A 20,529-nucleotide genomic window follows, 5' to 3' on the forward strand; every position below is an offset into this window, starting at 1 on the left:
CATTTAGTATGTTGGCTGACTCAAACCAAATATCGTTTCGAAGCCAGGAATTACTTGATGCGCCTCTTCTTTACTGACCATGAGTTTCATTACCAAGGGAGTTCGCACCCTCATATTCCCTTCCTCTGTAATGAGCAAATGGAATTAGTGGATGTCCCGAATGCATATTTAAGATATATCGCTATTGAACGTGGCCGAACAAGGTCAGTTAAAACTTGGCGTACATATGGAATGTTGCTGTACGAATTCTTTGGATTTCTGGAGGCGAATAATTTGAAATGGGATGAAATAGTCCCTGGTCATATCGCTGCCTGGCGAAATTCAATGTTAGCCAGAGGCTGCAAGCGCAGTTCAATTAATCAACGACTGCGAGGCACTTTTTCTTTTTACAAATGGGCATTCAGAGAAAACCTCATTCAATCTTTGCCATTTTCTAATGAAGAAATTTCCGTAAAAAAATCACCAGGTTTTTTCGCACACCTCGAAGTTAATCACGGTAGATATCTTGCGAATGAACTGACAATGCAAACTTACTCACCCATCCCTAAATTTCTACCGATTCAAAAAGCTATCCAGTTTTGTGATCAGCTAACCCCACGTCGACTTAGGCTTATGGGTTATCTAATGCTGTTAACCGGAATGCGTCGTGAAGAGACAGCTGAATTGAACTATGTCGCAGTACCTAACCCTGCTGGTCATGACCCCAAAAAACAATTACCCATGGAGATTGGTGGAAAGCTAAGTCCTACCAAGGGTGAAAAAGAGAGGGTTGTGATGATTCCTTACGATCTTGCCGTTGCATTAAATGATTACTTAATTTTTGTACGATCAAAATTAGCAAAGAAATTCAAACGGAAATATGGGTACGAATCGGAGAAATTTTTCCTATCAAGCACCGGAGAAGAAATTTCAAGCGACGGAATAACTAGCGCATTCAAGAAACTAAGTGATAGGTGTGGAATTAAATGTCACCCACATATGCTCCGTCATACATTCGGTACGTACGAGTTACTTCGAATGAGCCGAAATAGAGATCAAAGTTTAGCTTTGCTTTGGGTCAAAGATCGAATGGGACACAGTTCTATACAAACCACAGAAAAATACATTCATGCGACAGATTTAATTGAACATGATGCAGTGGATGGATATCAATTCGATATTTGCGAGGCATTGCGGAATGGTACTTAGACGAAAGAAAATTGATCGCTCAACCGATATCTTTACGGACGATGGGAAAATCGTCGATCTCCCGCCAGGATGGGAATTCATTATTGATTGCCAAAATCATGGCCCAATAAAATTTGACTTCAATTTGTATAGGGATCGCGGGCGTGAAGAAATTGCGGAACAATTACGAAACACAATTTGGAGTATGCGTCACAGCTTGCAAAATTACACGCTGAAATCCTATGAGAACGTTGGTATACGAAGATTCTGGAAATTCTTAGATTATCTAGCTGCCGAGGGAGAGTTCATCACCCAGTTGAAACAAGTTGACAGAAAACTTATAAATCGATTTTTGACTTGGATGGATTTGCAAAATGCAACCAGTGGCGTCAACAGAGGTGAGGCATTTTCCACTCCCAGTAAGCTTGCGATTTTTATCGCTATAAAATCTATTTTCATATATTGTCAAAAACGAGATCCAGAATCAGTAAATCGGGATCTATCATTTCCTCGCAATCCTTATCCCAATTCAGGGCGGCAAGTATCTCACCGCCAGCCATATTCACAAAGCGAACAAAAAATCATACTCAGCGCTTTAAACAAAGATCTAAAAACAATTCACGAAAGACAAGGAAAAGAACTGACAGGAAATCAAGTTCTTTGCGTGTATTTGCTCGTATTAGCTGCCGCAACCGGTCGCAACCTCACCTCTTTATTGGAACTTCAACGAGATAGTATTCAGGAGCATGCTCTTCCTGATCGTGAGTTTCTAGTTACATATAAACGCCGTGGCTATAAGTCTCATGCAACGTCAATACGAAAAGCTGATGAGAGAGAATCAGATTCAATTCTTACTTCGATACCATCCAATGTAGCGGATCATTTTAGATTTTTGTCGAAGTACACCGAGCCATTAATGAAAGCAGCAGACGAAAGAGATCGCAATTTTGTAATGCTTAAAGTCGTATCGCAAGGTTCAAAGATCGGCCATATTTCGAGAATGAAAAAAATTGATGCAAGTAACGCTATCCGAAAATTTTCCATACGACATGATCTTAAAAACGATCGAGGAGAACGATTTCTGATCAGTATCTCGCGCCTTCGCCCGACAATGGCAACCGAACTTTATCAGCGCACTGGCGATATAAGAAAGGTTCAAAAAGCACTTGGACACGCACATGTTCAAACTACAGCCCGTCATTATGCAAGCAAACCTTTTGGCTCCGAACGTAACCATGCATTTGCACTGGATGGCATGGTCAGTAGTTTCATTAAGTTTGAATTAGAAGGAAAAGTTTTTTTAGCCGCTGATGGCAAGATTCCATTGGCCAACATCACTAATTTGCTTGGCTCTGGATACAACACCGGAATTGCGAGATGCAGCAATCCATTTCGAGAAAACGAGTCAGTTTGCAATAAATACCTGGCCTGTTTTAAATGTCCAAATATGTGCGTTTTTGAAGATGATTTGTGGCGACTTTATAGTTTTTACTACCGCCTACTTTCTGAACGTTCCAAGATTCATCCCACTCACTGGCTTAAGACATATGGTCCAATTATTCGCCGCATTGATACGGCCATAGCATCACAATTTCCTCCAGAAAAAATTGAGGCTGCTCGCGAAAAAGCTCGAGAAACACCGCATCCAACCTGGAAGGATTCCATAGCATGATTAAAAATCAATTAGATCTTCGTCCTGCAAAAGAATTTTCGATGGAAGAGAAATTAAACATGCCTGTATCTCTTGCCACTCAACCGGATGGAAAAACGATAGTAGTTAGTCGTTTCAAAGATGAGGTATGGGACTTCTATCCTTATATCCCGCAAGAAAATCGAGCACGCGGCTCCAAGCATCTGGATTGGCGCATTAACCTTCATGATGGAAGCAAGCTAACTGACGAGCAGCATAAGAATCTTCTTCATAGCTCGAAAGAGTTTATATGGTCTTTATTCTCCGAACCTGTTGAAGGGCGCTCCAGGGCTCATATGAACACCCTCATCGGAAAGAAGGAAAGCCTGATTCCGCTACTGAGATGGATGGTAAAGAATGGAATAGATCAATTCGCTGACTTGGCGGGACGCTCGAATGAGGTCTTACAAGTCATGAGATTGAAAATAGATGGGCATGAACTAGCAGCCGACTCTACTGTTGCTAAGCGTTTGATTATGTATGAATCTCTTTTTCATCAACGAGACAAAATACATGACGCATTACAGGAAAATCCATGGAAACATGAAACTGCAGTTTCTCTGGCAGGGTTAAGTCTCAAAGGTGATAAACGAAAGCCGCGAACTAACTTCATCCCGGATGAAATTGTTCCTCAAATCGCTAACGCTGCGATTGAATATGTACAAGTGAAATCAAGAAAAATTTTGGCTGGCTTCAATAGCACGAAATTAGCTGGCGAAAAAGTAAGCTCAGTTAAGGCATCCAGCGATAGAACACCCACAAATAAAACACTAAAAGTAGCCGAATCAAAAGCCAGAACTATTGCAGCTCGCAATGCAGGATTTAAAACATCCAATGCTCTAAAAACTGAGGTAATTAGGCTAAGAACAGCTTGTTACATCGTAATTTGTATGTTTTCCGGGATTCGAGATTCGGAAATGATGTCGCTTGGTGCAAATTGCATTGTCAAAAAAAGAAGCCGAGACAATACTTTTGACGTGATCTACATGCATGGCACCATTTATAAAACAGGCAAGCGTCCTAAAGCTTGGCAAGTTCCACCTATTGTAGTTGAAGCAGTGGATGTATTAAAAACCCTCAGCGCGGGAATGCGTTCAACATTGGCGCTAGAAGAAGTGAAAATTAATGAGAAGTTAGGTAGCCAGTTTGAAAAAAATAAAGCGGCATTACTAAAACGACTAGACGTAGTACAACGACAAAAAGATAAATTATTTTTAGCACGTTCATATCGCGTTGGCGCTCCCATTTCCGTACTGACGGGAGCATCAATGTTCAAGGATCTACGAAATTTCTGTGTTTCTCAAGGAATCCGAAATAAAGATGGCTTACCTTATCCTTTACATAGCTGAGTATTCGCATGAAGTTAGCCATGCATACGCAAGCCAAAGTAACCACTAATGCGCATCACAAAGTAGCCGCCTGTTTGCATTGCTTCTGCACCAAATCGCAGAATTAATGGCCTGTCCTGCTAGGGAAGCTGCATCATGTTTTATGGCGCAGAGGAAAATAGATGTGGAATCTTTCAGAGCTCAACAGCTCCGACGACGGGCGTTCACTACGAATTGGATTTTCGGCTATTACCAAGTACCCGAGAGCGCAACAGGGCGCAGTTGGATTGGAATGATTTTCCCTGTCTCAGTCATCATCGTAAAAGAGTTTTTTATTGATTTAGGTGGGCGAGTAAACCATTGCATACATATCTGTGCAAGATCATCCATAGCCTGAGTACGTATACTGTTTTGTAGAAAGTATGCGGTCAATTCTAGATTTGGCAAAAGATAAAAGACGCCTGCATTCTCAAGGTGGTGATGTGAGGCAGACATGTCTGATTTTTGTTTCTGAAACATCTTATGGGGCATCTTGGTTTTCATGCCGAGCTTTGCGAAATACCATTCGTATAGGGGAGCAGTAAAATCAATTACATGACTTTCAGTCTCAACCCAGCAATGAAAAGCTTTCGTTGAACTCTGGAGTTCGCCATCCTCATTTAATTCGGCAAAGCTTAGAACGGGCTCTGATGAAGATCCGATGCGAATAATGCCCGCTCCCATTCTAGGAGCGGCTTCAATACCGAAACATTTTTCGATTAGTAATGCTCCTATAGTGTTATAAAAAAGACAGGAGGCTACTTCTCGGGCATCGACGCTTTGGTGTACGGAATGAATTACTCTAAAAATGCGTTGATACTCAGGCAGCGTGATAATCATTTTTTTCTTGTTTTTCATGATCTTCTTGTCCCCTATGTTAAAAAACCTGTAGGTCTGTTCAGTCTACGATCGTTGACCGTCACTTCCACTGCAGCTTGTGATTATTATTCATAAAGTCATATCGCTTTGGCCGCCATATAAAAGGAAAGTATATGCCCACAAGCGCGGAGCGCTTTAAACGAACATCAAGCCAGCTTAACGCTTTGCTAGATCAAGATCCTAGTGAGGCAGTTAGGCAAGCACGGGCTATTAATCTGAATCTTCCAGATGAGCTTGAAGGCATCAATTTGATGGGGTTATCTGCTGCTGTCTTAGTCGATGGAGGAGTATTGGCTAAAGATATGAGTGCCATCTTGGAGGGGCTTTCCTTGTATCGAGAACTCCATAAATATTTTCCAACTGATGATGTCACGTATAACCTTGCTAATGCCCTTATCGCAAGCGTCGGACATCCCCCGCAACAAGACTGGTTGATTCATCAAGAACTGACTAGAGCGGATCGCGCTGAAGCAAGACGATGCTTATGGAAAGTCGCCAACAATGAATCTGCTGATAGATCTTTGCAGTCACAGGCATGGACCAATTTAGCTAATCAGTTTAGTGCTAGCTATCGACTGGGCGAGGCACATGACGCTCGCTTAGTCGCACTGGAAATGGATCCAAGCAATGGTGTTGCGGCAATTGGCATAGCACGTGAATTGCTATGGCTATATAAACAAGGCAACTGTTCAGAAGTAACGCTTACAGAAGCTGCGATGATGGCAAAGGTAGCCACACAGCATTACGATCAGGTCGTCCAATATGCGGGGGTACAATTTGCTAAAGAGATTTCAGAATTTGCTGGAAGATTTGAAAATCCACCACCACGTGTAGCACACGAAGATGATTTTGTTTATTGGGTTGAGCGTGAAAGGTTGACTCTTGCTCCGAGTGTTGAGCTTGTTGATCCATCTCTCGGAAAAATGGATTGGCTCATGCTCCCTGGAATTCTAGAGAGACAGAAAAATTCAGGGGGAGCTCCGCCTCCGATATTTGCGATGTTTAACTCATTGAAGAGTGATTTCATTCTTGCACGAGATTTAGCGTGGTGTGCCACACAAGAAGGTGTATGGCCAACAACGGGGCGATTTTCTGACACCCTTGATTATGCTAACTATGGCCCAGATTCATCTGCCCTTATATTGGCTCATCGCACATCCCTCGATCTTCTCGATAAGGTTGCTGTGACGGCCAACCATTACTTCGAGTTTGGAGAAAATCCAAGAGACGTCACTTTTGGGAATTTATGGCGTGGAAAACCAGACGTTAACGGGATAAGGCCACTATCCGAACCAATCAGAAAAACAATCTTGGGGGGAGTTACTGCACTGTATGGTCTTGTTGAGCTCGCAGAAGATTACGATAACTCTACGGGTATATTGCGTTCCCAAAAAAATCTAAGGAATGCGGGTACTCATCGGTTTGTTGTTCTTCATGACCTTGGTGATCCAGACAATAGTAGGAAAGCTCCTGAAATTGAGCGTCACCGATTAGAGGAGTTTAGAAAGGAGATGTTAAAAGCGTTAAGAATTGCTAGGTCTGCAATTCAAATGCTTACTCTTTCAATTACTCAACATGAGAAAGGCCTAACAGAACGAATAGAAGGCGTTATTGGCTCAATGGTTGTCCCAGATCATGACTATATTAGAGGACGTGATCAGTAACTAACCGCATCTCGCTAGAGCTTATGAATGTATTTATCGACACAGAATTCACAGATTTTCTCGACCCTCAGCTTATTAGCTTAGGTATGGCATCCGAGTATGGTGAGGATTTCTATGCCGAAGTGCCGTACTCTGATCATGCATGCTCTGCATTTGTTCGTGAAGCAGTTGTACCGCTGTTGCGCAAGATTCCACATTCTTACTACTCGCGTCCTAATGTTCATTTAGAGATCATCAAATGGCTAGAGATCGTCCGTAGAGACAAAGAGGATGTGTATATCTGCGTGGATTACCAGACTGATTGGGATTTGTTTTGTGACGTACTAGATTACCGCGTACCGCCATGGTGTCACTACAAACTAGTGAGTAACGAAATTGTCGAGCTGATGCTTTACGATTTCTTCAAAGCGTCTCAATTACCTGAGCATCATGCACTTTATGATGCTCAAGCGAACCGGCACGCGTACCGTGCGCCATTCTCGAAATAAAACACGGTCATGAATTTGTCATATAATTCAATTATTATTGAAATGTGGAATTATTGAAATGAAGGATAGTTTGATGAAAGATTCGCAGGTCATTGCAGCGCTGTCTGCCCTAGCTCAGGAATCACGTCTTGGGATTTTTCGTGTCCTGGTGCAATGCGGGCCGGAAGGCATGGCCGCTACCAAGATCGGCGATCACTTATCAATACCGCCTTCATCCATGTCGTTCCACCTCAAAGAACTGACGCATGCTGGACTCATCGTCTCCCGAAATGAAGGCAGATTTGTAATTTATTCGGCAAATTTTCAGACTATGAATGGCGTGATCGGATTCCTTACAGAGAACTGCTGTGGAGGCAATGTATGCACGCCTGGTTCGGCTTGTACGGCTGAGTCAGCAAGTCAGTCTTGAGCTCCAAACTAATTTAAATCGAGGATACTTTTATGAGCAATACAGACGCCGCAAAGACATACAACGTGCTGTTTCTCTGCACAGGCAACTCAGCCCGCAGCATCATGGCCGAAGCTTTTCTGACCTCGATCAGTAAAGGACGCTTCCGTGGCTTCAGTGCCGGAAGTCATCCAGGAGGCACAGTCAATCCGTTTGCGATCGAACAGATCGCAGACACCGGCTACCCGATTACGAACCTGCGCAGCAAAAGCTGGGATGAATTTGCGGCTGCTGGTGCGCCGCAGATGGATTTCATTATTACTGTCTGCGACAACGCTGCTGGCGAAGTCTGTCCGATCTGGCCTGGACATCCAGTCTCTGCTCACTGGGGCTTTGAAGATCCAGCGGCGGCTGTCGGTACCGATGAAGAAAAGCGTGCGGTGTTCTCCAAGGTTGCGAAGCAGATCGTTTCCCGTATCAATCTGCTTAACAATCTGCCGATTCACCAGCTCGAAAAAACAGCTATCAAGCACGAGATGGATGCTATCGGCTCGAAACAGTCGTAATAAAACGGGGCGCACATCGCCCCATTTTTCTTCTACTTCTCAGTCACCAAGGACGTTTCCGTGCTTACCGCTTTACTGATTTTCTTCATCACGCTTACCCTCGTAATATGGCAACCCAAAGGGCTCGGCATTGGCTGGAGCGCAATGGGTGGTGCATTGGCAGCGCTGGCGTTTGGGGCAATTCAACTTTCTGATATTCCAGTCGTATGGGATATCGTCTGGAACGCAACGGCCACTTTCATTGCCATCATCATCATTAGCCTTCTACTCGACAAAGCGGGATTCTTTGAATGGGCAGCCTTGCACGTAGCCCGATGGGGCCGCGGCAATGGTCGCAAGCTGTTTGTATTGCTGGTCTTACTTGGTGCGGTTGTCGCGGCTTTGTTTGCGAACGATGGTGCAGCTCTGATATTGACGCCCATCGTCATTGCCATGCTAGTTGCCTTGAAATTCTCAGGACGTGCCACGCTGGCATTTGTGATGGCAGCGGGTTTCATTGCTGATACGGCAAGCTTGCCCCTTGTTGTATCTAATTTAGTGAACATCGTTTCTGCAGATTATTTCGGCATTGGATTTGCACAGTATGCGGCGGTCATGGTGCCGGTGAATGTCGTCTCGGTCGGCTCGACTTTGCTTGTGCTGTTTTGGTATTTCAAACGCGATATTCCTGCCAGCTATGTTGTTAGCGATGTCAAAGAGCCTAACAGTGCCATTCAAGATCATTCGACATTCGCAGCCGGTTGGTGGGTGTTAGGTCTTTTACTAATTGGTTTTTTCTGGCTTGAGGATGCGATCGGTGTACCAATCAGCGTCGTTGCCGGAGTCGGCGCGCTGATTCTCTTGCTGGTAGCTGGGAAAGGACAGGTGATCTCGACACGCGCTGTCGTTCGGGATGCACCGTGGCAGATCGTTTTCTTCTCTTTAGGAATGTATCTGGTCGTTTATGGTTTGCGCAATGCAGGCCTGACGGACTATCTCTCGAATCTGCTGAATGAATTTGCGCACTACGGCGTATGGGGTGCGGCGCTGGGAACAGGCTTCGTGACTGCGATACTGTCTTCGATCATGAATAACATGCCGACTGTACTCATCGGCGCGCTTTCAATTGATGCTAGCAATGCCGAAGGCGTTGTACGTGACGCAATGATCTATGCGAATGTCATTGGTAGTGACTTAGGGCCCAAGATTACGCCAATAGGGAGCTTGGCAACCTTGCTGTGGTTGCATGTGCTTTCAAATAAAGGCATCAAGATTACCTGGGGCTACTATTTCCGTGTCGGTGCAGTGCTGACGTTACCAGTACTTTTCATCACGCTCTGTGCCTTGGCCATAAGACTCAGTATCTAAAGCTGCCCTTATCTAGAATTCCACATTAGAAACGTTAAAAATATGCACGTGAAGATATTTCACAACCCAGATTGCGGAACATCAAGAAATACGTTGGCACTCATCCGACATGTCGGTATCGAACCTGAGGTCATTGAGTACTTGAATAGCCCCCCTGCGCGGGACGAACTACGCTCAATGATCAAGAAAGCGGGACTGTCTGTTCGAGATGCGTTGCGCCAAAAAGGTACGCCCTATGCAGAGCTGGGCCTAGATAACCTAGCGATCGACGACGACGCATTACTGGATGCAATGATGGCGCATCCGATTTTGATCAATCGTCCGTTCGTCATTACGCCGATTGGCACACGGTTATGCCGACCGTCGGAGTTAGTGCTGGACATCTTGCCTCCATCCCCAGCCAAAGCGTTCATCAAGGAAGAGGGTGAACTTGTCATTAACGATCAAGGACAACGCGTTTCGCATTCGATTGATGGGCTCCCGAATATCTCGAAAGAGCTTTTTAGGCCACCACAGGAAGCCGATTTTTTGGTGCAACCGAGAGCAAGTCATCGGCCTCGGTTTCTGCTGTTGTACGGCTCAGTTCGCGAGCGTTCGTTTAGCCGCTTGGTGACGATGGAAGCAGCCAGGCTTCTCGAAGCGATGGGTGGGGAGGTCAGAATTTTTGATCCGAGAGGCTTGCCGCAACCGGATAGCGAAACCGATTCACACCCCAAGGTACAGGAGCTACGGGACCTAGCACAGTGGGCCGAAGGCATGGTCTGGTGCTCTCCCGAACGCCACGGTGCCATGACCAGCATTCTCAAAGCGCAGATCGACTGGATTCCACTTTCAATCGGAGCCGTGAGGCCAACTCAAGGAAAGACACTTGCCGTCATGCAGGTCTCTGGCGGATCTCAGTCCTTCAATGCCGTCAATCAAATGCGAATCTTGGGGCGCTGGATGCGCATGATCACGATCCCGAATCAATCTTCTGTGGCTAAAGCGTTTCTGGAGTTTGACGATGCTGGCCGGATGAAGCCATCCGCTTACTACGATCGTATCGTTGATGTGATGGAAGAACTGTTCAAATTCACTTTAATGACGCGAGATGTTGCCGATTACCTAGTTGACCGTTACAGCGAGCGCAAAGAGAGTGCTGACGAACTAAGTAAGCGCGTTAATCAAGTATCGATATAAGCCATCTCATACCAGATCGCCAGTTCACCCTCACTCAGGACGAACTGGCAGGCGAGTATGCTTGCGATACTACTTTGAAGATCTCGTTTTCTTCGTGTTCACGCTTTTGTTCCTTCTGAGAGATTCTCCGCTTAGCTCAAGGAGATAAGAGCTGTGAGCAATCCGATCCATGATTGCATCCGCGACCGTTTTATTATCCAGCTCATCATGCCAATGACTTATGGGGAATTGGCTGGTAATGATCATTGACCTCTTACCCAAACGTTTATCGACCAGCTCCAGCAAATCGTTCTGGGCTCTTTTCGATAAAGGTTCAATCCCCCAGTCATCTAGTATCAGCAAATCAATCTTATTGAGCTGCTCAAGTCGCAAACTGAAAGATCCTGACGCTCTTGCAGAAAGCAGTGATTCCATCAATATGGGAACGCGATAGAATTGGCTAGACAATCCCAGCCGGCATGCATAGTTGGCCAGCGCACACGCTAACCAAGTCTTACCCGTACCGGTTGGCCCTGTGATTACCAAATTGTGCTGCTTCCGCACCCAATCCAAAGTGGATAGCGAGAGCATCAATGCCTTGTCTAATCCACGTGGCGATCGATAATCGATATCTTCGATTGAAGTGCTCAGAGGGAGTTTTGCCTTTTTTAAGAGTATCTGCAGGCGTTTGTTTTCCCGTACAGTCGTTTCATGATCCACCATGTTGCGGACACGCTGTTCAAATGGCATGTCATGCATTGTTGGATTTCCAATCTGGCGCTCAAACTCTGCCGCCATACCGAATAATTTAAGTGTATTGAGCTGCTCAATAGTATTGTTGATCATGATTTCATTTCCTTATCTGTAATTTGTAGAAAATCGCTGTAATAGTTGGCACCTCTGATGTTTTGATGCGGCGTGTCTTTACTTTCTTCTGGAACGTCCTGTGCCAGTAGGCGATCGATATTCCTCGAAAGGATGTTTCGTAGTTCCTGTGTGCCGGTAATATTGTTTTTTACGGCATACGAACAAGCCTCTTCTAGGCGAGTTTTCCCATAGCTTTTAAAAAGATTTTTCATTGCTTGGGTAATCCGATATCCGAGCAAGTACCCTCGGATCTTGGCTAACTGAGCCTGCAGTAATACGGCCGTGTTCGGGCCAACGTCTGTTGCCCATGCAAGTGCTTCGGATTCGGACCATTGCAAAAGGGCCAGGTGTGTGGGGTGCCTATGCTCATTCAGGGTGGTCGTCTGTTCGGCAGCGAAGCTGCGTACATGCGTGACTAAACAGTTTCCTCTGTAAAGTAAATCCAATGAGTGTCCAGATAAGCAGTACTCGAACTCCATTCCCTTCAGATGATAGGGAACACTGTAAAAGTGCCGATCGACGCACACGTGATAGTCCTGTCCTGCACGGACCTTGCCCCACTCGGCAAACTCATACCGTTGAGTAGGCAATGGCATAAGTGTTGGCCGCTCCAATTCAAGCCATGTGCTAAACCGCGATCCAGGTAGATTTTGAAATGGCCGAATATTCAATTTTTCCAAGAGAATGCCGATTTCTCGGTTCATCTCTGCGAGTGAAAAGAATTTTCGGCTACGTAGGGAAAACAAGATCCAGCGCTGTGTCAACAACACAGCGGCCTCTGCTTTTGATTTGTCCTTAGGCTCTCGTGGACGAGCAGGAAATGGATGTGTCCCGTAGTAACGGCACATCGCGCTGTAAGATTCGTTAATCGTTGGATCAAACCTGTCCGCTTTAATTACGGCCGCTTTCAGATTGTCCGGCACGATAATGCGTGGCACGCCGCCGAAAAACTCAAACATTCTTGTGTGGGACGCAATCCAGTCTTTAGATGTTTGGCTCCAAGTTGCTTCGCAAAACGTGTATTTTGATCCGCCTAATACACCGACGAATATCTGTACCTTCTTCAGTTCGCCGGTGTCTGGGTCGGTCACACACAAGGTCTTTCCAGAGTAGTCGACAAAGGCTACCTCTCCAAAGACCGCTGTTTGCCGCATCGATACCTGCAACGTCTTCTTAAAGAGGTTGTACAGACGGCAGTACTGTGAATAGCTGATGTGGTTATGAGGCGGGACCGTCTCTTGCCACTCCTGATGCAGGATGGCCAGCGTCGCCCCTTTTTTCTGCAACTCGGTATGGACTTTTGGGAAGTCGATGATTGGTTTTTTGTCGCTGGAATTTGGCAGTGCAGCATTCAGGAACAATGTGTTTTCCAACTTTTCATTGTCCATATGAGCTGGCAGTGGCCAAGGCAACTTTGATTTTTTGAATCTTTCCAGATAGTTAGTTACTGTTCTGCGATTGACTCTAAGCAGCTTTGCCGTAGCTCGATGGGATAACTCTTTTGTAAAAATGCACTCAAGGACATCGCGAATTTTTCGCATGTCGACTCTCCTGTTGACCATGGTTATATGCATCGCTGTCGGAAACAGCGATGTTCATGAGCACCACACAGACGTGGCTAGGCACTTCGAAATTTCAAAGTGTTGACAGAGGATTTTGGAAGGGAGATACTGAGCGCGGATTATGCATTTCCAAACGCTGTACAAGAGGCCTGTGAGTTGACGCTCACAGGCCTTTGTTGTTTCTACCTTCGCTTTAGGTAGATTAGGTCATGGTTTTTCTCCCTCAGTAACTGCCTTTGAAGAAGGTGGCATAACCATATTGCTGACGGCACGTTCTCGTTGCTCGGCCAGCCAGATAGCAACATCCTTCACCAGCGCAAATTTGCCCTTTCGATTCTCAATATCGAAAATTGGTATCGGTACTGTCTTGCGCACAATAGCTTGCCGGAATGCTTCTTTAGATGGGTAACACAAGACCTGACGCAAATCGTCGTTAGAGATCATCGGCCCATGGCGGTGCATTAACTCTCTTTCCAGCAACACGGCCAGTGGTTCATCAAACATTAGTTGGGTCATGGTGTTGACGGTCACTCTCAGTCACGCGGTTGCTAGGAAGATAGCAAGCTTAGCAATGAAGGTTTTAAGTGGAAACCTCTATGTTGACTCTTAATTTCACTCTTTTTGTTAACCGTGAGAGTTTGTAAGTCATTGAATATATTGGTTATGCTCTTTATATTTCGTCCTTTCCTAATACTTTCTCGATTTGTAAATGCCACTTCAGCGATCAAAAAGGCGTGATGATGCAGTAGACAAGATCCGCACCATTAATTGGTTTAGATGTATTGGGGACCATCTGGACATTTATATCCCCCGTGAAATCCAACGATTTTTGCAACCTGGGAAAACAGGAACTGGCGTTAATAGCATCCGTAACAATCGCTACCTCGAATATTCGGAAGGCAAACATGTACCAAGACCGGATCTTGTAGAGCATGCGGATCGATTGGTGGATGGCTCAAGCTGGGAGCTCAATCATGTTCTCTGGTCGGTATTACGTTGTTCCGGTCCCATACATGGAAAAGAACACAAATGGATTCGTGAACTGAGCGGTGATATTCCAACGATAGTAATTGAAGCAAATAATGTAATTCGCTTGCGAGGTGATCGACATTACCTTGGCTCGTTTGAGCGACGTGCAAGTCTGGACAGTCTGACTGCTCTGACAATTCTGCTGCGTATGAATCATGAGCGCCAAGACTTTGAGCAGGTATGGGAGTGTGCGAAAAGTATCTTCCGTGTACTGCTAATGATAGGCAATGACCTTAACGAACGCTGCATAGGAGCGTTGATGTTTGATCTATATGCAGAGCGTGTTTTCTGTCTAGCGAGGTACAACGGCAACCGAATATATGCTGAGAAATCTAACTATCCGGCCATGTCCCGCGTCTTGTATGAGTTAGCAGAACATCTGAGAGAAAAGAATTCTCACGTAAAAGATAGAAAATCAAAGAATCACTACTTAATTCAGATACTCAGTTCAGTGCAGATAGGAGAATTCTTTCAGCCATTGATTGGACCGGATCTAGATATCGGAGCGCCGACCAAAGCGTATTCTGAATGGCTCTCAGTAAGGAATTCCGAAACTGCTGAGTATTAGCATAAAGTTTGATACCAACAGCATCACTACGTTGGTGCTGTATTTGTCAATGTCAGCTGTCGGCCATAAGCGAGAAATGTATCGATGCGGCCCCTAAACGATGGCCGCATCGCCATCAAGGGAGTACTGTCTTCAATAAGAGTCCGACTAGCGCACTCACACCAATAACCTGAATCACATTACGTTTGTAGCGTACTAACGCGATAGCAGCGATGACAGCCATCATTGCCGCAATCCAGTCGAACGAACCTTTGAATCCTTGAGGCCACAGAACATGGTAGGCAAAGAACACCGCAAGATTGAGGATGACGCCGACTACAGCTGCAGTGATGCCCGTCAACGGTGCTGTGAACTTGAGATTGCCGTGAGTCGACTCGACTAAAGGGCCGCCCGCAAGAATGAAGATGAATGAGGGCAGGAAGGTAAACCAGGTCACCAGAACTGCTGCCGTCACACCTGCAACGAACTTCAAGTCGGCACCGAATACAGATTGCACATATGCACCGACAAATCCCACAAAGGCGACAACCATGATGAGCGGCCCGGGATTCGCCTCACCCAAAGCCAAACCATCAATCATCTGCGTCGGTGTCAGCCAGTTGTAATGACCAATCGCACCCTGATAGATGTAAGGAAGCACGGCATATGCACCACCAAACGTCAGCAACGCTGCTTTGGTAAAGAACCATCCCATCTGCGTAAGCAGATGGGACCATCCAAACTGCAGCGTCAGGAATGCCATTGGTACGACCCAAAGGACAGCGCCGACGGCAACGATTTTTAGCAGACCGGACCAGCGAAACCTCGCATGTTCCGGTGGTGGCGTATTGTCATCAATCAGCGCTGGGCCATACGATTTCTTCGCAGCACCATGCCCACCACCCACGGTGAATTTTTCAGGGACATAACGGCCGCCTAGGTAGCCAATCACTGCAGCTGTCAGAACGATGACAGGAAACGGCACATTCAGTGCAAAGATGGCGACAAAGGAAGCGCCTGCAATCGCCCACATCCAACTGTTCTTCAATGCTCTTGAGCCAATGCGATGCACGGCATGTACCACCACCGCAGTAATCGCGGGCTTGATGCCGTAGAAGAGACCTGCAATCAGTGGCACATGTCCGTACGCGATATACAGCCAAGACAGCGTAATCAGAAACATAAGTCCCGGTAATACAAAGAGGACGCCAGCTGCAACGCCTCCCTTTGTTTTATGCATGAGCCAGCCCATATAGGTGGCCAGCTGCTGCGCTTCCGGCCCGGGTAGAAGCATGCAGTAATTCAACGCATGCAAGAAGCGCCTTTCGCTTATCCAGCGACGCTGCTCAACAAGTTCTCGATGCATCAACGATATTTGCGCCGCTGGTCCGCCAAAACCAAGGAAGCCGAGTTTGAACCACAGTTTCAAAGCTTGAATAAAGGTCACCTGTGATGGTGCCTCTGACTCGCCACCAATTTCATTCGAATCGATAGCATTCGTGCTGGTACTCATCCTGAAATCTCCTGCTCAAACGTTGTGACGAGTGCATCGAAAATGCCGGATGCAATCATGAGTAATTGGTCGTCGTCGTGGACGGTGGCGCGGATGCCGACGAGAACACGCTCAATACCAGCTGCTTCTGGTGGTTGAATGCCACCCGCATCGATGAAATGAACAATACTTCCCAAGCGATTCAGCGTCGGAGACTCCAGCCCAAAGCTTGTGAGCAATGTTTCGAATGTCACTTTCGCACCGACATGCGAGAACGTCGCACCGTCGAAGTCGAAGCCCAGGGCATCAGGTGGACAATCAGACGGAGACTGAAGCCAAAGAATTTTGGCTTTAGGGTCGATATATCGACGGATTAACCAAGCGGATGCTAATCGGTCCATCCAAGGACGCGCACGCGTTGCCCAGACCCGCTTTTGGTAATCCTTGACCAATAACTTTGCGATGTCGCCTGATATGGCATGCGGCTCGTCGGGAGACAGCGTACGAATGACGGCGTTCTCCAGTTCGAGCAAGGCTGCGCTTGTTTGCCGCTGCGCCTCATCCGCAAAGAAGTCAATCGTGCATAACTGTTCGAACGACTTGCGTAACTTGCGTGATTGTTTCAGCGTATCTGCGGCCGTATCGTCGGTTAGCCCAGCCCTCGCTTGTGAAATCGCATCCGCAAGTTCTGCAAATTCCGCGGAACGGTCGAACATCCCAGCAAAAACGTCACGGTCAGCATGCGTGCTGAGCAGATAGGTTGTGCCACCGCTTTTCTCGATGTCTTCGGCTATATCAGCTAGCAAAACTTTGCCGCCATCGCCCTCGGGCATGAGGTAGACGCCATCCCTTAAGACAGCCGCGCCAGAGTTTTTAAGGGTGCGCCATGCCCGCATACGTGCGGTGGCGTTCTCCGTAGGGAGAGTGAGAATGAGTAGAATCCAGTTCATTATGTAGAATTAGCTACCAATATGTAGTTAACTCTACCGTAAACATGGATGAGTGCAAGAACTATTTATTCAAACAACGATTGCCTGCTTTGGGCGATAGCTGACATTGAAAGCGCTCATCCACTCGGACAATCATCAATGCAAATTCATGCTGCTGAATAATCAAAAATCAAGTGGTGCACTACCGACGCGGCAGATGGCTACTTTGAAATGCGAATCGCTGGTTACTTTCTAACGCGGCTATGTGGTTACTTTCGTGCGAATACTCACATAGCCATCAATTCCGACGCACATATGCAAGATCCATAGCAAAATCAGAGCTTGGGGATCTTTTGACTCTGCGCGATCATTTCGGCCATTACAGCCTCGATATGACTACTTTTTATGCGGATGGGGGAACGGATGAATTCGAGGCCGACATTGAACTATTTGAAATGGTTTTAGCTGAGAAACAGGTTCGACAGACGGAGGTTGTGAAAAACTACCTCACGTCCGATACACCGCTTGCAAATGGAGGTCATTGGCTAGAGGGTTGGCGATCAACGATTCGCACCGCAACAAATAAAGAAGAATTAATTAAGCAGTATGCGGACTCAATATCTTTAAGTGGAACCGGCCACTCTTGGTGTTTAGGCAGCGCGAAAGGAAATGGATGTGGAGGACTTTGTATATTCGAAGCGCAATTGTGCGTTGACTGCAAATATGGAATTATCGGCCAAGAACATCGTCCTGTATGGGAAGGAATTCGAGATCAACAGTATGAAGCGCTAGCTTTGGCTGATATTGGCGCAGTTGGTTCGGCGCGAGCTCATGAAATTATTATTCATGCTGAAAAAGTACTTAGTAGGTTGGACAAAAAATACTGCTAAATCATGCGAAATAAAAAAATAATCCAACCCGCTCTTCAGGAGTTCAAACAAAAATCACGCGAAGTAACGCGCCTTAAGCTTGAAAACGCCCTTCAACGCCTCTCAACGGGCAATCCACTTATAGTAGAAAGTAAAAGAAAAATATCTGTATCTTTACTGGCGGAAGAAGCACAAGTCGATAGAGTCACGATATATCGATTTCATAAGACCATACTTACCGAACTTACCAGATTAAAGAATGAACAATCTGGCAAACTTTTGGAAAGCACAAATTCCAGCCTGAAAGAAAACTCTCTAAAAATAAAAGAGTACATGCAGCTTGCTGCAAATGCCCAAGAAGAAGTGATAGCTCTTGCACGACAAAATTATTTACTGTCCACACAAATTAGTGCTTTACAAGAAACTTCATCTCGACAGGAAAAATTAATTTCCGATTTAAAAAAGCAGATAACTCAAGAAAGTGAAAAACTGTATTTAGTAAAATCCCAAAACAAGAAAAGTTAGCAGTTATCAGTAGAATTAATTGATTTATGACTTTTTGAGAATATTCACCCGTACCCTGACGAACTTGTATTCGCGTAAAAAACCAAATAATATGCGCTTATGTATTTTCTGAATAAGCCTCCCTTTCGAATATCGACCGCGGATCAATTCTGATTTCGCGGGGGTGTAGCTTATGTTGGTCAAGGCGCGGGCCTTATAAACCCGTCAAAGCGGCGTCCAGATAAGGCGTTGAACGCGGGTTCGATTCCCGCCACCCCTACCATTCCTCTTCCTTACAACCTAGAGCACGTCAAAGGGTTCAATCAGTTTCGGTGTATAGGCCCCAGTTCCTTACTTGATGCCAAAGGTTATAAAGTTCGGTCAGACATTGACGTAAGGTTATAAAATCCGGGAGCGCTGCTTTCTTAGCCAAGTCAGCAAGCCGTGCATATCTACCAACAGATTTCCCATGTCGAATACAAGATGCCGGGCGTCCGCTTTTGGCCGCTAGCGGACATTGATTGATGCGTATCAACGGCAAGGTTGAAATGCAATTTGCTGGTAACTTTGGAGTACTCAGCTAAGTGTGAAGACTTTGTCCAAGATAATCTCTTACTTGAAACAAGTTGAGTGAAAATTTAGAGGCATCTTCTGGACGCACAACGATTATTAACTTGTTTGAAAATGCGCGTTCACTGCAAGCATCTGTAAAAGACTGAGCAATGCGTTCAATCATTTTTTTCCGAGGATATGCAACTCTGCCTCGACCAGTTCCTATCAGCGGCATCACAATATCGCCGACTTCGGCTTTAGAGGCCAAGTTCACCCAAAGCTTTTCGAGCGCGTGATCGACCATCTTTAGATCGGATTGTGCGTTCCCATTTTCATCCATGTGCGACATAGCCACGAGGTAAAAATTCTTGCTATGCGAACTCACACGTGCCACTGTACCGATCGGGTACTCCTTCTTTTTTCCAGGGCGTTTTTCGTTAACAATAAAACTTTCCTTATTCAGCGAAAGGTCTATCTGTCGATCTATCTCCGTAGTCTGGCCATTGAAGTAATTTGTGGCTAACTGACCTTGCAAACTGCTTACAGCAATCAGCCCCGAGGCCATATCGGTATCGAAAGTTGAGCTCGTGCTAATAACTACCTCACCCGAGATTTTGAAAAGATCGCCGATAAGAACTTCGACTGAGAAATCCTTTTGCGGGATCTTATAGGTGACGCGCGACAGTGGTCTACGAGTAGACAAAACATAGACCAGCGCCAAAAAAACTAAAATGATTAACCCATAGTAGCTATATCGATCTTTCTTATAGATGTTGAAAGCATCTGCCAAATCGACACAAAGGTAAAGGACGCCTACTACGCCCAAAAACTTGCCAATAGCCTCGGCAGAAAAAAGAGCGTAACGCCAATATGCTCGCGTTCCTATCGATTCGAAGAAGTACTTCACAAGCCCAGCCTCGTGTAAATATGTTGGTTGTAAAAGTAGTCTCCACTCTTTCCTTCATTACGAAGACGCGAAAATTCCAACGGCCAGTTATCTAATGCAAATTCAATGATGTTGTGCTTAAAGGGCACATAAATCACGAGCTCGTTCTTGATCGTCGGCGGACATTTATCGTCAATTTTTCGACTTCCGTTTAGATTTACGCCAACAATGGGCAGCCCTAATTTCAACGCAACCTCAAGCTCCCACTTCACGAACTTCGTCAAGTAGCGGGTGTTCTCGCCAATCAAGACAATTAGCATTTTTGAGTTTGCGAAGCGCTCACGAAGTTGCCGTTTAATACTTTCCTCTTGGCTTGAATCCCGTGCCGTATTCAAATCATGGGCATTATGGAAGTTTAAAGAAAATCCGTCGTTGGCCTTCCATGCAGTCATCAAACGGTAGTAATGCATGTCGTTATCGCCATCGAACGCGATATATGTCTTATTGCGGTAACTCATCGAAGCGCCCCCTATGACTAGTTATTTTTATAGCAATCAAAGTGTAACCCGCGCGACTAC

Annotated in this window: 20 protein-coding genes, 1 tRNA gene and 1 pseudogene; 14 read left to right on the top strand and 8 right to left on the bottom strand. The window is 45.8% G+C overall.

From position 1 onward, the window contains the following. Positions 1-138 precede the first annotated feature (138 nt). The 3 genes from IEV40_RS01990 to IEV40_RS02000 are packed head-to-tail and all read left to right on the top strand — an operon-like array spanning position 139 to position 4,206. Positions 139-1,188, top strand: a complete 1,050-nt coding sequence (locus tag IEV40_RS01990) for a tyrosine-type recombinase/integrase (protein ID WP_229723912.1) — start codon at positions 139-141, stop codon at positions 1,186-1,188. Continuing rightward, entirely contained in the window at positions 1,142-2,839 is a 1,698-nt protein-coding gene (locus IEV40_RS01995; RefSeq protein WP_229723913.1) for a tyrosine-type recombinase/integrase, read from the top strand. Before IEV40_RS01990 ends, IEV40_RS01995 begins: the two co-directional genes overlap by 47 nt. Next, on the top strand, positions 2,836-4,206 hold the full coding sequence (locus tag IEV40_RS02000; RefSeq protein ID WP_188419282.1) for a hypothetical protein: 1,371 nt from the start codon (positions 2,836-2,838) through the stop codon (positions 4,204-4,206). Before IEV40_RS01995 ends, IEV40_RS02000 begins: the two co-directional genes overlap by 4 nt. Positions 4,207-4,434: 228 nt before the next feature. Here the strand turns inward: IEV40_RS02000 and IEV40_RS02005 are convergent, their stop codons facing one another. Beyond that, complete coding sequence (locus tag IEV40_RS02005; protein WP_188419283.1) at positions 4,435-5,082, bottom strand: DUF2026 family protein; 648 nt, start codon at positions 5,080-5,082, stop codon at positions 4,435-4,437. Between the two features lie 134 nt (positions 5,083-5,216). On the opposite strand from IEV40_RS02005, the gene IEV40_RS02010 reads away from it, so the two are divergent. The 7 genes and pseudogenes from IEV40_RS02010 to arsH all read left to right on the top strand — a co-directional run bounded on the left by IEV40_RS02010 (position 5,217) and on the right by arsH (position 10,735). Beyond that, positions 5,217-6,767 (top strand): LA2681 family HEPN domain-containing protein, encoded by a 1,551-nt coding sequence (locus IEV40_RS02010; RefSeq protein WP_188419284.1) that lies wholly within the window; start codon positions 5,217-5,219, stop codon positions 6,765-6,767. Between the two features lie 23 nt (positions 6,768-6,790). Further along, positions 6,791-7,255 carry a 3'-5' exoribonuclease gene (locus IEV40_RS02015; RefSeq protein ID WP_188419285.1) on the top strand — a complete coding sequence of 155 codons (465 nt, stop codon included), beginning with the start codon at positions 6,791-6,793 and terminating at the stop codon, positions 7,253-7,255. A 73-nt stretch (positions 7,256-7,328) separates the two neighbouring features. After that, positions 7,329-7,664, top strand: coding sequence for an ArsR/SmtB family transcription factor (locus IEV40_RS02020; protein WP_188419286.1), 336 nt, complete (start codon positions 7,329-7,331; stop codon positions 7,662-7,664). 32 nt (positions 7,665-7,696) lie between these two features. Then, complete coding sequence (locus IEV40_RS02025) at positions 7,697-8,209, top strand: arsenate reductase ArsC (RefSeq protein ID WP_188419287.1); 513 nt, start codon at positions 7,697-7,699, stop codon at positions 8,207-8,209. A 60-nt stretch (positions 8,210-8,269) separates the two neighbouring features. Further along, a complete protein-coding gene (locus IEV40_RS02030; RefSeq protein ID WP_188419288.1) occupies positions 8,270-9,556 on the top strand; it encodes an arsenic transporter in 1,287 nt (428 codons plus the stop codon). Positions 9,557-9,598: 42 nt separating this feature from the next. Next, a pseudogene (arsC, locus tag IEV40_RS14605) lies at positions 9,599-9,931 on the top strand (arsenate reductase (glutaredoxin)); the annotation flags it as partial. 93 nt (positions 9,932-10,024) lie between these two features. Continuing rightward, positions 10,025-10,735 (top strand): arsenical resistance protein ArsH, encoded by a 711-nt coding sequence (gene arsH / locus IEV40_RS14610; protein WP_371870029.1) that lies wholly within the window; start codon positions 10,025-10,027, stop codon positions 10,733-10,735. A 69-nt stretch (positions 10,736-10,804) separates the two neighbouring features. Here arsH and istB read toward each other — a convergent pair whose 3' ends face one another. The 3 genes from istB to IEV40_RS02050 all read right to left on the bottom strand — a co-directional run bounded on the left by istB (position 10,805) and on the right by IEV40_RS02050 (position 13,674). Further along, on the bottom strand, positions 10,805-11,560 hold the full coding sequence (gene istB, locus IEV40_RS02040; RefSeq protein ID WP_229723914.1) for an IS21-like element helper ATPase IstB: 756 nt from the start codon (positions 11,558-11,560) through the stop codon (positions 10,805-10,807). Further along, positions 11,557-13,122: an IS21 family transposase gene (gene istA, locus IEV40_RS02045; RefSeq protein ID WP_188419290.1), complete on the bottom strand. Its 1,566-nt coding sequence runs from the start codon at positions 13,120-13,122 to the stop codon at positions 11,557-11,559. The genes istB and istA overlap by 4 nt, the downstream gene beginning before the upstream one ends. Positions 13,123-13,350: 228 nt before the next feature. Continuing rightward, positions 13,351-13,674, bottom strand: a complete 324-nt coding sequence (locus IEV40_RS02050) for a pyocin activator PrtN family protein (RefSeq protein ID WP_229723915.1) — start codon at positions 13,672-13,674, stop codon at positions 13,351-13,353. A 178-nt stretch (positions 13,675-13,852) separates the two neighbouring features. Between IEV40_RS02050 and IEV40_RS02055 the strand changes: the two genes are divergently transcribed. Beyond that, positions 13,853-14,740 carry a hypothetical protein gene (locus IEV40_RS02055; RefSeq protein ID WP_188419291.1) on the top strand — a complete coding sequence of 296 codons (888 nt, stop codon included), beginning with the start codon at positions 13,853-13,855 and terminating at the stop codon, positions 14,738-14,740. Positions 14,741-14,855: 115 nt separating this feature from the next. Here IEV40_RS02055 and chrA read toward each other — a convergent pair whose 3' ends face one another. Further along, positions 14,856-16,232: a chromate efflux transporter gene (chrA, locus tag IEV40_RS02060; RefSeq protein WP_188419292.1), complete on the bottom strand. Its 1,377-nt coding sequence runs from the start codon at positions 16,230-16,232 to the stop codon at positions 14,856-14,858. Further along, a complete protein-coding gene (locus IEV40_RS02065; protein WP_188419293.1) occupies positions 16,229-17,161 on the bottom strand; it encodes a chromate resistance protein ChrB domain-containing protein in 933 nt (310 codons plus the stop codon). Before IEV40_RS02065 ends, chrA begins: the two co-directional genes overlap by 4 nt. 371 nt (positions 17,162-17,532) lie before the next feature. Between IEV40_RS02065 and IEV40_RS02070 the strand changes: the two genes are divergently transcribed. The 3 genes from IEV40_RS02070 (at position 17,533) to IEV40_RS02080 (ending at position 18,796) form a co-directional block, all read left to right on the top strand. After that, positions 17,533-18,030: a hypothetical protein gene (locus tag IEV40_RS02070; protein WP_188419294.1), complete on the top strand. Its 498-nt coding sequence runs from the start codon at positions 17,533-17,535 to the stop codon at positions 18,028-18,030. Between the two features lie 3 nt (positions 18,031-18,033). Further along, entirely contained in the window at positions 18,034-18,534 is a 501-nt protein-coding gene (locus tag IEV40_RS02075) for a TetR family transcriptional regulator (protein WP_188419295.1), read from the top strand. A 159-nt stretch (positions 18,535-18,693) separates the two neighbouring features. Continuing rightward, a tRNA-Ile gene (locus tag IEV40_RS02080) sits at positions 18,694-18,796 on the top strand. Positions 18,797-19,093: 297 nt separating this feature from the next. Here IEV40_RS02080 and IEV40_RS02085 read toward each other — a convergent pair. Together IEV40_RS02085 and IEV40_RS02090 are read right to left on the bottom strand one after the other, a co-directional pair. Further along, a complete protein-coding gene (locus IEV40_RS02085) occupies positions 19,094-19,972 on the bottom strand; it encodes a macro domain-containing protein (RefSeq protein ID WP_188419296.1) in 879 nt (292 codons plus the stop codon). Then, positions 19,969-20,469, bottom strand: a complete 501-nt coding sequence (locus tag IEV40_RS02090) for a TIR domain-containing protein (protein ID WP_188419297.1) — start codon at positions 20,467-20,469, stop codon at positions 19,969-19,971. The genes IEV40_RS02085 and IEV40_RS02090 overlap by 4 nt, the downstream gene beginning before the upstream one ends. Between the last annotated feature and the right edge of the window lie 60 nt (positions 20,470-20,529).

Origin of the sequence: Oxalicibacterium solurbis (assembly GCF_014635845.1) — a bacterium.
Classification (GTDB): Bacteria; Pseudomonadota; Gammaproteobacteria; order Burkholderiales; family Burkholderiaceae_D; genus Oxalicibacterium; species Oxalicibacterium solurbis.